Below are 12,829 nucleotides of genomic sequence, written 5' to 3'. Positions count from 1 at the left end.
GAGCGCGCCATGGCAGGAAGTCCCATTCGATCCAGCATGCGGGGCGGCCGTTCGCGCCGCGCGATGGCCGACATCAACGTCGTGCCGTACATCGACGTGATGCTGGTGCTGCTCGTGATCTTCATGGTCACGGCCCCGCTCGTCGCGCCGTCGATCATCAATCTGCCGACCGTCGGCAACGCCGCGCCGCAGGAACAGACGCCGCCCGTCGTCGTCAACATCAAGGCCGACCGCACGATGAGCGTCAAGTACAAGAGCGACTCCGGCGCGACGCAGGAAGACACGATGACCAAGGCCGAGCTCGACAGCTTCATCGCTGCGCGGCAGGCCGACCATCCCGACCAGCCGGTCGTGATCGCGGCCGACAAGACCGTGCAGTACGATTCGGTCATGACCGTGATGTCGGATCTGAAGGCGCGCGGCGTCAAGCGCGTCGGCCTCCTCGTCAAATCGCAATGAACCGGCAGCAATCCACGCGCGACCACGCCTACCCGTCTCAGCCCCCTCGCGAGCGCGGCACCTGGCGCGCGTTCGCGCTCGCCGCGCTGATGCACGTGCTGCTCGCACTGTTCCTCTATCACGGCGTGCAGTGGCAGAACAGCACGCCGGCCGGCGCCGAAGCCGAGCTGTGGACCGAGGTGCCCGACGTGCCCGCGCCGCGCCCCGTGGTTACACCCACGCCGCCCGCGAAAGTCGCGCCGCCCGCTCCGCCGGCTCGGGACGAGCAGGCGGACATCGCGCTGCAGCAGAAAAAGCGCCAGCAGGAAGCAGCCGCGCGCGAAGCGCTGCTCGAGCAGCAGCGCCGCGCCCAGCAGTTGAAGCAGCAGGAAGAGGAAGCGCGCCGCGCGCAACTCGCAGCGCAGCAGGCTGCCGCGCTCGCCGCGGAAAAAGCCGCTGAACGCGAAAAGCAGAAGCAGGCCGCGAAACTGAAGCAACAGCAGCTCGCCGAGCAGCAAAAGCTCGAACAGCAGAAGCTCGAGCAGCAAAAACTGCAACAGCAGAAACAGGCGCAGCTGGAAGCACAGCAGGCGGCGAAGGCCAAGGCAGACGCCGCCGCGAAAGCGAAGGCGGAAGCGCAGGCGAAGGCAAAGGCCGAAGCGGCGGCGCGCGCGAAGGCCGATGCGGCAGCGAAGGCGAAGCTCGACCGGGAACGGAATGCGCGCCTCGCTCAGATGCAGGGCCTCGCGGGTGCCGGTGAAGGCGGCGGCCAAGGCCTCGCGAAAAGCGGCACCGGCACGGGTTCCGGCGGCAACGCCGCCTCTCCGGGCTATGCCGACAAGGTACGCCGCCGCGTGAAACCGAACATCGTCTGGGCCGGCGAGCGCGCGGGACTCACGACAATCGTCAAGATCCGCTGTACGCCTTCTGGCGACCTGTTGAGCGTCTCGGTATCGCGACCGAGCGGCAATTCGGGGTGGGATCAGGCGGTGGTCAATGCGATCCAGGCGTCGGTTCCGTTACCGCCCGATACTGACGGTCATACCCCGTCGAGTATTACGATTACCTTCAAGGCGGCGGAGTGAGCGCAAATGCGCTTACACTCCGTGCGTCGCTGCCGGACGGGAACGAATCGGGTATTTTTACTGTCTCTGCGGTTGCGCAGCGATCCAAGTCACATGGGAAGCAGAAGCATGAGTTTGATGACGAAACTAGGTTTCAGGGCACTCGTGGCCTCGTGTCTGATTGCGGCCGGCGGCGCCGCTAATGCGCAGGTCAACGTGCTGATCACCGGCGTCGGTTCGACCCAGTTCCCCATCGCCACCGCGAACTTCGCGAACGAGGCGGGCCTGCCGCAGCAGGTCACGTCGATCGTCCGCGCGGACCTCGCCCGCAGCGGCAAATTCACGAATATCGATGCGGGCAGCACGCCCGTGCCCGAGACCGCATCGGTCGATCTCGGCGCATGGAAGGCCAAGGGCGCGAACGCGTTCGTCGCCGGCAGCGTGAACCGCGAAGCGAACGGCCAGTACAAGGTGAATTTCATCCTGTACGACACCGTGAAGCAGCAAAGCCTCGGCGGCCTGTCGCTGACGGCGAACGACAACACGCTGCGCACGGCCGGCCACAAGATCGCCGACTACATCTACCAGAAGCTGCTCGGCGTGCGCGGCGTGTTCGCGACGCGGCTGTCGTACGTCATCAAGACGGGCAACCGCTACCAGCTGCAGATTTCGGATTCGGACGGCCAGAACGCGCGGATCGCGCTGTCGAGCACGGAGCCGATCATCTCGCCGGCGTGGTCGCCGAGCGGCACGAAGGTCGCGTACGTGTCGTTCGAGCGCAAGAAGCCGATCGTCTACATCCACGATCTGCCGACCGGTCGCCGCTACATGGTCTCCGACCAGAAGGGCAACAACAGCGCGCCGGCGTGGTCGCCGGACAGCAACACGCTGGCCGTCGCGCTGTCGCTGACGGGCAATACACAAATTTATTCGGTCAACGCCAACGGCGGCGGTCTGCGCCGGCTCACGCAGAGCAGCTCGATCGACACCGAGCCGTTCTACTCGCCGGACGGCCGCTGGATCTACTTCACGAGCGATCGCGGCGGCGCGCCGCAGATCTACCGGATGCCCGCGCAAGGCGAAAGCGCCGGCGCGGCGCAACGCGTGACCTTCAACGGCAGCTACAACACCAGCCCGCGCGTCAGCCCGGACGGCAAGCTGCTGGCCTACATCTCCCGCACGGGTGGGGGGTTCAAGCTGTACGTTCAGGATCTGCAAACCGGCGCGGCGAACGCCATCACGAACACCAATCGCGACGAATCGCCGAGCTTCGCGGCAAACGGCCAGTACATTCTGTACGCTACCCAGTCGGGTGGTCGCAACGTGCTGGCAGCAGTGCCCTCCGACGGCAGCGCGCCGCCGCAGATCCTGTCCGTCCAGGGCGGCTCCGTTCGTGAGCCGTCGTGGGGGCCCTTCATGCAATGACCACAAGGAGAGTAACCATGATGTCGAATAAAGCTCGTCTGGCCCTGGCCGTGATGATGATCGGCGCGCTCGCAGCGTGTAAGTCGGGCGTGAAGCTCGACGACAAGGCCAACGCGGGTGCGATGAGCACGCAGCCGAGCGCCGACAACGTCGCGCAAGTGAACGTCGATCCGCTGAACGATCCGAACAGCCCGCTCGCGAAGCGCAGCATCTACTTCGACTTCGACAGCTATTCGGTGAAGGACGAGTACCAGCCGCTGCTGCAGCAACACGCGCAGTATCTGAAGAGCCACCCGCAGCGTCACGTGCTGATCCAGGGCAACACCGACGAACGCGGCACGAGCGAGTACAACCTCGCGCTCGGCCAGAAGCGTGCGGAAGCCGTTCGCCGCGCAATGGCGCTGCTCGGCGTGAACGACTCGCAGATGGAAGCCGTGAGCCTCGGCAAGGAAAAGCCGCAAGCAACGGGTCACGACGAAGCATCGTGGGCGCAGAACCGTCGCGCCGATCTCGTCTACCAACAGTAAGTAACGGAAGAATTGCCGTATGACGCACCGTGTATCCTGGCTGCGCGTGGCCGCAGCATTTTGCGTCGCCGGCGCGGCGTGGTCGGCCGCGCCGGCGCACGCCGGCATGTTCGACGACAATGAGGCGCGCCGCGCCGTGCTCGATCTGCGCAGCAAGAGCGACAACCTGGCCAACCAGTTGTCGGCCGCCCAGCGTACGATCCTCGATCAATCCGGCCGTATCGACCAGCTGAACCAGCAGGTCGCGACACTGCGCGGCGAGAACGAGGATCTGACGAACCGGCTGACGACGCTCGAGCGGCAGCAGAAGGAGTACTACCAGGATCTCGACACGCGGCTCAAGAAGTTCGAGCCGCAACAGGCGACGATCGACGGTGTCGAGGGCACCGTGCAGCCAGGTGAAACGGATGCGCTCAGCGCAGCACAGCAGCAATTCCGCAACGGCAATTTCAAGGCCGCCGCTGCGTCCTTCCGCAGTTTCATCGCGAAGTATCCGCAGAGCCCGTATCAGCCGACCGCGCAGTACTGGCTCGGCAATGCGCAATACGCGCTGCGTGACTACCGCGGCTCGACCGCGACGTGGCAAGCGATCGTGAGCAAGTATCCGCAACATCCGCGCGCGGCCGACGCACTGGTCGCCATCGGGACGAACCAGCTCGAACAAGGCCAGAAGGCGGCCGCCAAGAAGACGTTCGAGCAGGTCGTGTCGCAGTACGCCGGGTCGAACGCGGCGCAAACGGCGCAGGGCAAGATCGAGAGCATCAAATAAATCGTCGTGACGGGTTGTTGACAGTCCAGCGATCCACCGCTATAATTTTTTGCTCTTTGGGTCGTTAGCTCAGTTGGTAGAGCAGCGGACTTTTAATCCGTTGGTCGCGTGTTCGAGTCACGCACGGCCTACCAAGATGTAAAGAAGGGGCTTCCGGGAAACCGGAAGCCCCTTTTTCGTTTGCGCGACTCGCCGCATGCGAATGCGTGCGCACGAGCGCTTCCCCCTCTTCCGATGCGTATCCACCGCATCGCAGACATCGCGGTCGCCGTCCGCGCACCGGCCATCGCTCATTGAATCTCCATCGCAGCGCGATCGCGTCTCGGACAGCGACGACGCAGCCGCCTGGACAACGCCAGAATCCCGGAATGCAAACGACGGCGGCTGGATCGCGGGTGGTTCATTGCTTTTGCCCGCTCTTACTCTCCTGTTGGCTGTTGGCCGTAATCGTTTTCGTTGGAATACGCTTCGCGCACGGTAGCAGCTTTGCCGCGCCGCTCGACGCTCGGGCGTGCTGCCTTACGCGCCACGCTGCGCGCGCCGCCAACGTCCGGGCGTCGTGCCGAGCACGGCGCGAAACGCCTTGCCGAACGCCGCCTCCGACTGATAACCGACCGCCTGCCCGATCTCCGCCTGCCCACGCTGCGTGTCCTGCAGCAGCGTGCACGCGTGCATCATCCGGATCTGCGCGACGAATGCACCGACACTCATTCCGGCCTTGTCGCGAAAATGCCGCGCATACGTCGCGCGCGACATCGCCGACGCCGCGCCGAGCGACTCGACCGTCCACGGCCGCGCCGGCGCTTGCAACACGGCCTGCACCGACGGCCCGAGCCGCGCATCCGCCGCCAGGGCGAGCCAGCCCGCCGGCACGCGCGCATCGCGGCCGTACGCGCGCAATGCGTATGCGAGCAATGCCTGCCCGAGCGCATTCACGATCGCACGCGCACCCGGCTGGGCATTCGATGCCTCGGCGCGCAGCACATTGGTCAGCGGCTGCAGCGACGCGAGCCCCGAGGCATCACGGAGCCCGACGTGCAGCACACGCGGCAGCGCGCGCGTCAGCAATTCGCCGGCGCCGCGCGCATAGACGAAGCGACCGCAAAGCACGTCCACGCTCGCATCGACCGATTGCGACGCATCGCGATTCGACTTCACCGGCAGCACCGCGCCGCCGCCCGTGCCCGCCTCGCGCAACGGCATGACCCGTCGCGTTCCACCCTCATTCGCATCGAACAGATCGTGTGCATCGCCACCCGGAAGCAGCACGAAATCGCCTTCGGTCAGCCGCAGCGTGCGCCCGTCCGCGGTACGCAGCCGGCAGGTGCCTGCCAGCAGCAGATGAAATGCCGCCTCGCCGGGCGGCAATCCACCGTGCGGCATCGCGAACGGGCCGTCGAGCAGGCAGCGCACGTCGAGCTCGACGTGGCTACGGCCCAGCGACAACAGTTGACTCAATGCGTCCATGAGACGTTCGCGCTAAAAATTGACACTCTAGCGTATCGAAACCCTCAGCGCGAGCGCTCAGAATAAGTCCTGCATCGCCGGGGATCGCGGCATCCGCCGCCCGACCCACCTCTTCTCGAAAGGACGCATCATGCTGAACTGGAACGAATACCGAAAGGAACTCTCGACCCGCATCGGCGACATCGCGAAGCTGTCGCCCGACACGCTTGCCGGCTACAAGGCGTTGTCGGGCGCCGGTGCGAAGACGGGTCATCTCGACGCGAAGACACGCGAACTGATCGCGCTCGCAGTCGCCGTCACGACGCGCTGCGACGGCTGTATCGCCGTACACACGGCCGAAGCCGCGAAGCATGGCGCGACCAAGGAGGAAGTGGCCGAAGCGCTGGGCGTCGCGATCGCGTTGAATGCGGGCGCGGCGCTCGTCTACTCCGCGCGCGTGATGGATGCGCTCGGCGACTGACGCGCGCATGAAGGATGCGGCGCCCCGCCGCATCCTTCGCCGTGTCGTCTGTCGCGGCCAATCGCGCGCGGCCGCCGGCCGCGGCGCGAAGTCGGCTACCATGCGCGAAGATTGACCGCGAAGGAGCGCTCCATGTGCCGCTGGCTCGCTTATACGGGTAACCCGATCCAACTCGAGACCGTACTGTTTCGTGCGAAACATTCGCTGATCGACCAGAGTCTGCATTCGGAGCTGGGCGCGACAACGACCAACGGCGACGGCTTCGGTATCGGCTGGTACGGACATCCGGACGAACTGCCGTTTCGCTACCGCTCCGTGCATCCGGCGTGGAACGATCGCAACCTGCGCGAAGCCGCGCGCGCGATCCGTTCGCGGATGTTCATCGCGCACATTCGTGCGGCAACCGACACGCCCGTCCAGGAAACCAACTGCCATCCGTTCCGCCACGGCCGCTGGCTGTTCGCGCACAACGGGCTGATCCGCGATTTCCACAAGCTGCGCCGCGACCTGACGATGAAGGTCGACCCGGCGCTGTTCCCGACGCTCGAGGGCTCGACCGACTCCGAGCTGATGTTCCGTCTCGCGCTCACCTACGGCCTCGAGCAGGCGCCGCTGCCCGCGCTCGAGCGGATGGTCGGCGTGATCGAGGAAGCCGCCGTGCGATATCGCGTCGCCGAGCCGCTCAACATGACGATTTGCGCGACCGACGGCGAGCGCATCATCGCGGTGCGTTACTCGAGTGAGCGGCAATCGCGCTCGCTGTTCCATAGCACGTCGTTCAAGCATCTGCACGCGCTCTATCCGCACAATCCGCGTATTGCGGAAGCGGGCGACGACGCGTTCATGGTCGTGTCGGAACCGCTCGTCGATTTGCGCGGCGCGTGGGCGGAAGTGCCTGAAAGCACGGCCATCGTCGCTCATGGGGCCGATGTGCGGCAGCAGGCGTTCGAACCGCGGCACAAATAGGCTTCGTTGCGCACGCATCGAGTTGCGTACGTCGCCGCCGCATCGCCGACGCACGCGATATCGAATCGGGCACGCCATCGCGATTCGCGCGGCGCGGTTGTCGCTGCGCAGCAGTCGAGTTATAAACGTCCGATCGTTCGGAGCCGAACACCTCCATTTTTCGCGCCACTGCGCTCATCTACCGGGGAGAACGCATGATCGACCTTCACACTGCGCAGCAATTCCTGATGACCCGCGGCCTCGACTTCGGCCTGAACCTCGTTGCCGCAATCGTGTTGTGGTTCGTCGGCCGCTGGGCCATCCGCATCGGCACCGGCGTGCTCGGTAGAGTCGTGCGCCGCAGCGGCAAAGTCGATCCGACGCTCGCCGACTACCTGACCTCCGTCGTCGGCGTGTTGCTGACGGTCCTGTTGATCCTCGCGATCCTGCAGATCTTCGGCGTGCAGACCACGTCGTTCGCCGCACTGCTCGCGGGCCTCGGCCTCGCGATCGGCACCGCGTGGGGCGGCCTGCTCGCGCACTTCGCCGCCGGCGTGTTCATGCAGGTGCTGCGTCCGTTCAAGATCGGCGACGTGATCACCGCGGGCGGCGTGACGGGCACCGTGAAAGAGCTCGGCCTGTTCGGCACGACGATCATCACGGCCGACAACGTCGTGACGATCGTCGGCAACAACAAGATCTTCTCGGACAACATCGCGAACTACAGCGCGACGCCGCATCGCCGCGTCGACCTGACCGCGAAGATCGCGAACAGCGTCGACGCGGCCGACGCGATCAACCGCCTGAAGACGCAAATCCAGCTGATCCCGAACGTGATGAAGGTGCCGGCGCCGGACGTCGGCGTGCTGCAATTTACGCCGGAAGGCCCGCTGTTGTTCGTGCGCCCGTCGACGCAGCCGGAGAACTACTGGCAGGTGTACTGCGATACCAACCGCGTGATTCTCGAGACGTTCCGCGAGGCCGGGTATCCGACGCCCGAAACGCCGATTTCGCATCGCAACGCCTGACGCGCGCGGCAAGCCAGCCGAAACGGCCGAAAAAAAAGCGTGGCAGCCCGGGGCCGCCACGCTCTTTTGCCGAACCGAAGCAAAGACGCCGGCTCAGCGCCCGCTCGTCTTCTGCGTATTGTCCGAATGCCGCCCGCGCACCAGCTTCCACAGCGCGCCGAGCGCGACCGGCACGATCGCCGCGCCGATCCCCACGAGCACGATCACGTTCAGGTACTGGCGAATGAACGGGATATTGCCGAAGAAGTAGCCGAGCAGCACCAGCAGCAGCACCCAGACCAGCGCGCCGATCACGTTGAACAGCTGAAAGCGCGTGAAGCTCATCGACGACGCGCCGGCCACGAACGGTGCGAAGGTGCGCACGACCGGGATGAAGCGCGCGAGGACGATGGTCTTGCCGCCGTGCTTGTCGTAAAACGAGTGGGTCTTCTCCAGTGCCGCGCGATCGAGAAAGCGCTCGAGCACCGGGATATGGGTATTGAAGACCTTCGGCCCGATCCAGCGGCCGATCAGATAGTTCACGGTATTGCCGGCAATCGCTGCAACGAGCAGCAGTGCGATGAGCGCGCCGACGTTCATGTCGCCGGTCGCCGCGAACGCGCCGCCGATGAACAGCAGCGAATCGCCAGGCAGGAACGGCAGCACGACGAGCCCCGTCTCGCAAAACACGATCAGGAACAACACCAGATACACCCATGCGCCGTACTGCCGGATGAAGTCGCCGAGGAACGCGTCGATATGCAGGACCAGGTTGACGAAATGAAGCAGCGTATCCAAATGCGATTCCTCGAAGGCGAAATGGCCGAAACGGCCGAAGAAGGCGGAAGCGCCCGCCGGACAAGGCGGCACGCGAAACGCAGTCATGATACCGAAAGTCCCTTAAGGCTCCGTGAAAAAACGTAACGGGGCACAGCGCCGGCAGCCCGGCGCCGCCTCGCTATAATTCGGCCATGTCCGAAATCACCGAAACGGCCACGGGCGCCGCGTCCGCCCCCGCTCCGCGCCCGCTGCGCGCGATCCAGCCCCTGCCCGACCAGCTGATCAGCCAGATCGCTGCGGGTGAGGTCGTCGAACGCCCGGCATCGGTCGTCAAGGAGTTGCTGGAGAACGCGATGGACGCCGGCGCGACGACGCTGCGCATCGTGCTCGAGGAAGGCGGCGTCAAGCGGATCTCGATCACCGACGACGGTTGCGGGATTCCGCCCGACGAGCTCCCGCTCGCGCTGATGCGCCACGCGACGAGCAAGATCCGCTCGCTCGAGGAGCTCGAGGCAGTCGCGACGCTGGGTTTTCGCGGCGAAGCGCTCGCGTCGATCGCATCGGTCGCCGAGATGTCGATCACGAGCCGCACGGCCGACGCCGCGCACGCGACGAAGATCGACGCGACCACGGGCGCGCTGTCGCCAGCCGCCGGCGCGGTGGGCACGACGATCGAGGTGCGCGAGCTGTACTTCAACACGCCGGCGCGCCGCAAATTCCTCAAGAGCGAGCAGACCGAGTTCGGCCACTGCCTCGAGATGATCCGTCGCGCGGCGCTCGCACGGCCGGACGTCGCGATCTCGGTCCTGCACAACGGCAAGGCCGTCGAGCACTGGAACGCGACCGAACCCGCGCAGCGCGTCGCGAAAATCCTCGGCGACAGCTTCGCGACCGCGCACCTGCCGCTCGACGAGCAGGCCGGGCCGCTCGCCGTCTACGGCTGCGCCGGCTTGCCGACCGCGAGCCGCGGCCGTGCCGACCAGCAATATTTTTTCGTGAACGGCCGCTTCGTGCGCGACAAACTGCTCACGCACGCTGTACGCGCCGCGTATGAGGACGTGCTGCACGGCGACCGTTACCCGTCGTACGTACTGTTCCTCGACCTGCCGCCCGAGGCGGTCGACGTGAACGTGCATCCGTCGAAAATCGAAGTGCGGTTCCGCGATTCGCGCTCGATCCATCAATACGTATTCCATGCGGTGCAGCGCGCGCTCGCACGCCACGCGGGCGCGTCGCCGGAGACCACCGCGGGCGGCCATGCGGCGCACATCGAGGCCGCGCCCGGCGGCCCGGCTTCGTTCCAGACCACGCCGCTCGGTCAGCGCAGCGCGTCTGGCACGGGTGGCAGCGGGTTCTCGCCGGCGGCGTCTTCATCGTCGTCCGGCACCACGTGGATGCGCCAGGCGCGCATGACGCAGGGCACGCTGCCGGTCGCGCAGCCGCTCGCGCTGTACGACGCGCTGTTCGGCCGCAAGGACACGGGTTCGGGCGCGCCGGACGGCACGGCCCGCGTCTCGGGCGATGCAGGCGGTTCGGTCGCCGCGCCGATCGCACCGCTGCCCGGCTTCGGCGGGTCGCCCGTCGTTGCCGCCGCGCACGACGACCAGCCGCTCGGTTTCGCGCTCGGCCAGATTCACGGGATCTACGTGCTCGCGCAGAACGCGCACGGCCTCGTCATCGTCGACATGCACGCGGCGCACGAGCGGATCCTGTACGAACAGTTCAAGAATGCGCTCGCGGACCGAACGGTCGCGGTGCAGTCGCTGCTGCTGCCGGTATCGATGACGGCGACGCCGGTCGAGATCGGTACGGCCGAGGAAGAACGCGAGACGCTCGAATCGCTGGGCTTCGACCTCGCGGTGCTGTCGCCGACGACGCTCGCGATCCGCGCGGTGCCCGCGCTGCTGAAAGATGCGGACTTGCAGTCGCTCGCGCGCGCGGTACTCGCCGATCTCCACGCGTTCGGCGGCTCGCGCGTGCTCACGGAACGGCAGCACGAACTGCTCGGCACGCTCGCGTGCCATCACGCCGTGCGCGCGAACCGGCGCCTGACGCTCGACGAGATGAACGCGCTGCTGCGCCAGATGGAAGCGACCGAACGCGCGGACCAGTGCAATCACGGCCGGCCGACGTGGTATCAGCTCACGCTGAACGACCTCGACCGCCTTTTCATGCGCGGACAATGAGCGCGGCACCGCAGTCTCGTCCGACGACGATCGCCTGTCTGCTCGGCCCCACCGCATCGGGCAAGACGGCAGCCGCGCTCGCGCTGGCCGCGCGCCGTCCGATCGAGATCGTCAGCGTCGATTCGGCGCTCGTCTACCGCGACATGGATATCGGCACCGCGAAGCCGACGCGCGACGAGCGTGCGAGCGCGCCGCACCATCTGATCGACATCATCGACCCGGCCGATGCCTATTCCGCAGCCGAGTTCCGTGCCGATGCGCTGCGCCTGATCGCCGAGATCATCGCGCGCGGCCGCACGCCGTTGCTCGCGGGCGGCACGATGCTGTACTACAAGGCGCTTACGCAGGGCCTCAACGACCTGCCGACCGCCGATCCGGCCGTGCGCGCGGAACTCGACGCCGCCGCCGCACGCGACGGCTGGCCGGCGCTGCATGCACGGCTTGCCGCGGTCGACCCGGCAACGGCCGCGCGGCTCGCGCCGAACGACTCGCAACGGATTCAGCGCGCGCTCGAAGTATTCATGCTGACCGGGCAGCCGATGTCGGCGCTGCTCGCCGCGCCGCGCATCACCGACGATGCGGCTGCCGCATACCGCTTCGTGCCGGTCGCGCTCGAACCGTCGGACCGCTCGGTGCTGCACGCGCGCATCGCGCAACGCTTCGATGCGATGCTCGACGCAGGCTTCATCGACGAAGTCGAACGGCTGCGCCGCCGCGACGATCTGCACATCGGCCTGCCGTCGATGCGCTGCGTCGGCTATCGCCAGGCGTGGGAATATCTCGACGGCGTCACCGATTACCGGACGATGCGGGACAAGGGTATCTTCGCGACACGCCAGCTGTGCAAGCGGCAGATCACGTGGCTGCGTGCGATGCCGGAGCGAGTCGTCGTCGACTGTGTCGCGCCGGATTCGACCGCGCGCACACTGGACGCACTCGAGCGCGTACTCGACGACCGCGCGCCAACCTGACGCACACGACGCAGGCCGGGTGCGCCGCATTTCGGGGCGCGCTGCATCACGCCATTCACTCGGGCCGACGCGCGCCATCGACGGTCAGCGCCACGGGCGTGGGCTTCATCGCGGGCCCGCTGATCGGCGTGGGCGGCCCCGCCCGTCGTCACGACGATCTACGCAACCACCTGCGGCACGTGGCCCGCATTCGTGTGGGCCGCCGCCGCGCTGCTCTATCTGCTGGTGCCGCCGCTGCTCGCCGGCGCGCGCGACCCTGGCGCGGCGCGCGCGTCCGTGCAGGCGGCGCCCGGCGCCCCGCACGCCACCGCACTCACTGCACGGGCGTCACGAGATTCGCATCGCGCGTGAGCCGCCAGCGGCCGTCGGTCTTGCGGAAAATCGTCAGCGTATGGCCCGAACGGCGCAGCGTGTCACCATCGGGCGGCGTGACGTCGATCTCGATGAAATTGCGCATGTAGGCCCAGTCACCGGCCACGCGCAATTCGTCGATCCGGTAACGGCCGTCGACTTTCGGCGCGGCGCCGTCGCGTGCCGCATTCGCGTCGCGCGACGCGGCCGCGAACGCTGCCTTGTCGAACGGCGGCTTGCCGGCCACCATGAAGATCGCGTCGTCGGCGATCAGATCGAGCACGGTCGCCAGGTCACCGCGCCGGCTCGACACGAACCAGGTTTCCACCAGCTCCCGGATCGCGCGTTCGTCTTCCGTCATCGTCGTTACTCCTTCAAGCGGCGCGCTGCGACGCCCGCGGCCACGCCAGAAAAAAAGCCGCCCGGGTCGGCCCCGGGC

The 12,829-nt window shown here is 66.7% G+C and carries 13 protein-coding genes and 1 tRNA gene; 11 read left to right on the top strand and 3 right to left on the bottom strand.

The window, feature by feature from the left end; genetic code table 11:
* Positions 1–9: 9 nt before the first annotated feature.
* The 6 genes from tolR to WK25_RS03690 all read left to right on the top strand — a co-directional run bounded on the left by tolR (position 10) and on the right by WK25_RS03690 (position 4,357).
* Positions 10–459 (top strand): protein TolR, encoded by a 450-nt coding sequence (gene tolR / locus WK25_RS03715; protein ID WP_040143495.1) that lies wholly within the window; start codon positions 10–12, stop codon positions 457–459.
* Complete coding sequence (gene tolA, locus WK25_RS03710) at positions 456–1,523, top strand: cell envelope integrity protein TolA (RefSeq protein WP_069241001.1); 1,068 nt, start codon at positions 456–458, stop codon at positions 1,521–1,523. The genes tolR and tolA overlap by 4 nt, the downstream gene beginning before the upstream one ends.
* Before the next feature lie 108 nt (positions 1,524–1,631).
* Positions 1,632–2,927 (top strand): Tol-Pal system beta propeller repeat protein TolB, encoded by a 1,296-nt coding sequence (tolB, locus tag WK25_RS03705; protein WP_059547769.1) that lies wholly within the window; start codon positions 1,632–1,634, stop codon positions 2,925–2,927.
* A 17-nt stretch (positions 2,928–2,944) separates the two neighbouring features.
* The gene (gene pal / locus WK25_RS03700; protein ID WP_040143492.1) at positions 2,945–3,454 is read left to right on the top strand and encodes a peptidoglycan-associated lipoprotein Pal; all 510 of its coding nucleotides are present in this window, start codon (positions 2,945–2,947) and stop codon (positions 3,452–3,454) included.
* Between the two features lie 19 nt (positions 3,455–3,473).
* Complete coding sequence (gene ybgF, locus WK25_RS03695) at positions 3,474–4,223, top strand: tol-pal system protein YbgF (RefSeq protein WP_040143491.1); 750 nt, start codon at positions 3,474–3,476, stop codon at positions 4,221–4,223.
* Positions 4,224–4,281: 58 nt separating this feature from the next.
* A tRNA-Lys gene (locus WK25_RS03690) sits at positions 4,282–4,357 on the top strand.
* 385 nt (positions 4,358–4,742) lie between these two features.
* Here the strand turns inward: WK25_RS03690 and WK25_RS03685 are convergent.
* On the bottom strand, positions 4,743–5,690 hold the full coding sequence (locus WK25_RS03685; RefSeq protein WP_040143490.1) for a cupin domain-containing protein: 948 nt from the start codon (positions 5,688–5,690) through the stop codon (positions 4,743–4,745).
* 130 nt (positions 5,691–5,820) lie between these two features.
* Here WK25_RS03685 and WK25_RS03680 point away from each other — a divergent pair, with 130 nt between their 5' ends.
* The 3 genes from WK25_RS03680 to WK25_RS03670 all read left to right on the top strand — a co-directional run bounded on the left by WK25_RS03680 (position 5,821) and on the right by WK25_RS03670 (position 8,123).
* Entirely contained in the window at positions 5,821–6,150 is a 330-nt protein-coding gene (locus WK25_RS03680; protein ID WP_006484989.1) for a carboxymuconolactone decarboxylase family protein, read from the top strand.
* A 132-nt stretch (positions 6,151–6,282) separates the two neighbouring features.
* Positions 6,283–7,116 (top strand): class II glutamine amidotransferase, encoded by an 834-nt coding sequence (locus tag WK25_RS03675; protein ID WP_040143489.1) that lies wholly within the window; start codon positions 6,283–6,285, stop codon positions 7,114–7,116.
* Positions 7,117–7,310: 194 nt separating this feature from the next.
* A complete protein-coding gene (locus WK25_RS03670) occupies positions 7,311–8,123 on the top strand; it encodes a mechanosensitive ion channel family protein (protein ID WP_069241000.1) in 813 nt (270 codons plus the stop codon).
* Between the two features lie 93 nt (positions 8,124–8,216).
* On the opposite strand, the gene WK25_RS03665 is transcribed toward WK25_RS03670, so the two are convergent.
* A complete protein-coding gene (locus WK25_RS03665; protein WP_040144882.1) occupies positions 8,217–8,900 on the bottom strand; it encodes a DedA family protein in 684 nt (227 codons plus the stop codon).
* 173 nt (positions 8,901–9,073) lie between these two features.
* Between WK25_RS03665 and mutL the strand changes: the two genes are divergently transcribed.
* Positions 9,074–11,068: a DNA mismatch repair endonuclease MutL gene (gene mutL / locus WK25_RS03660; RefSeq protein WP_069240999.1), complete on the top strand. Its 1,995-nt coding sequence runs from the start codon at positions 9,074–9,076 to the stop codon at positions 11,066–11,068.
* Entirely contained in the window at positions 11,065–12,039 is a 975-nt protein-coding gene (miaA, locus tag WK25_RS03655; protein ID WP_040143486.1) for a tRNA (adenosine(37)-N6)-dimethylallyltransferase MiaA, read from the top strand. Before mutL ends, miaA begins: the two co-directional genes overlap by 4 nt.
* A gap of 313 nt (positions 12,040–12,352) precedes the next feature.
* On the opposite strand, the gene WK25_RS03650 is transcribed toward miaA, so the two are convergent.
* A complete protein-coding gene (locus WK25_RS03650) occupies positions 12,353–12,751 on the bottom strand; it encodes a YybH family protein (RefSeq protein ID WP_069240998.1) in 399 nt (132 codons plus the stop codon).
* Positions 12,752–12,829: the final 78 nt, after the last annotated feature.

Source organism: Burkholderia latens (assembly GCF_001718795.1).
GTDB lineage: Bacteria > Pseudomonadota > Gammaproteobacteria > Burkholderiales > Burkholderiaceae > Burkholderia > Burkholderia latens_A.
Note: the sequence above shows the minus strand (reverse complement) of the source record. Positions and strands in the feature narration are given on the sequence as shown.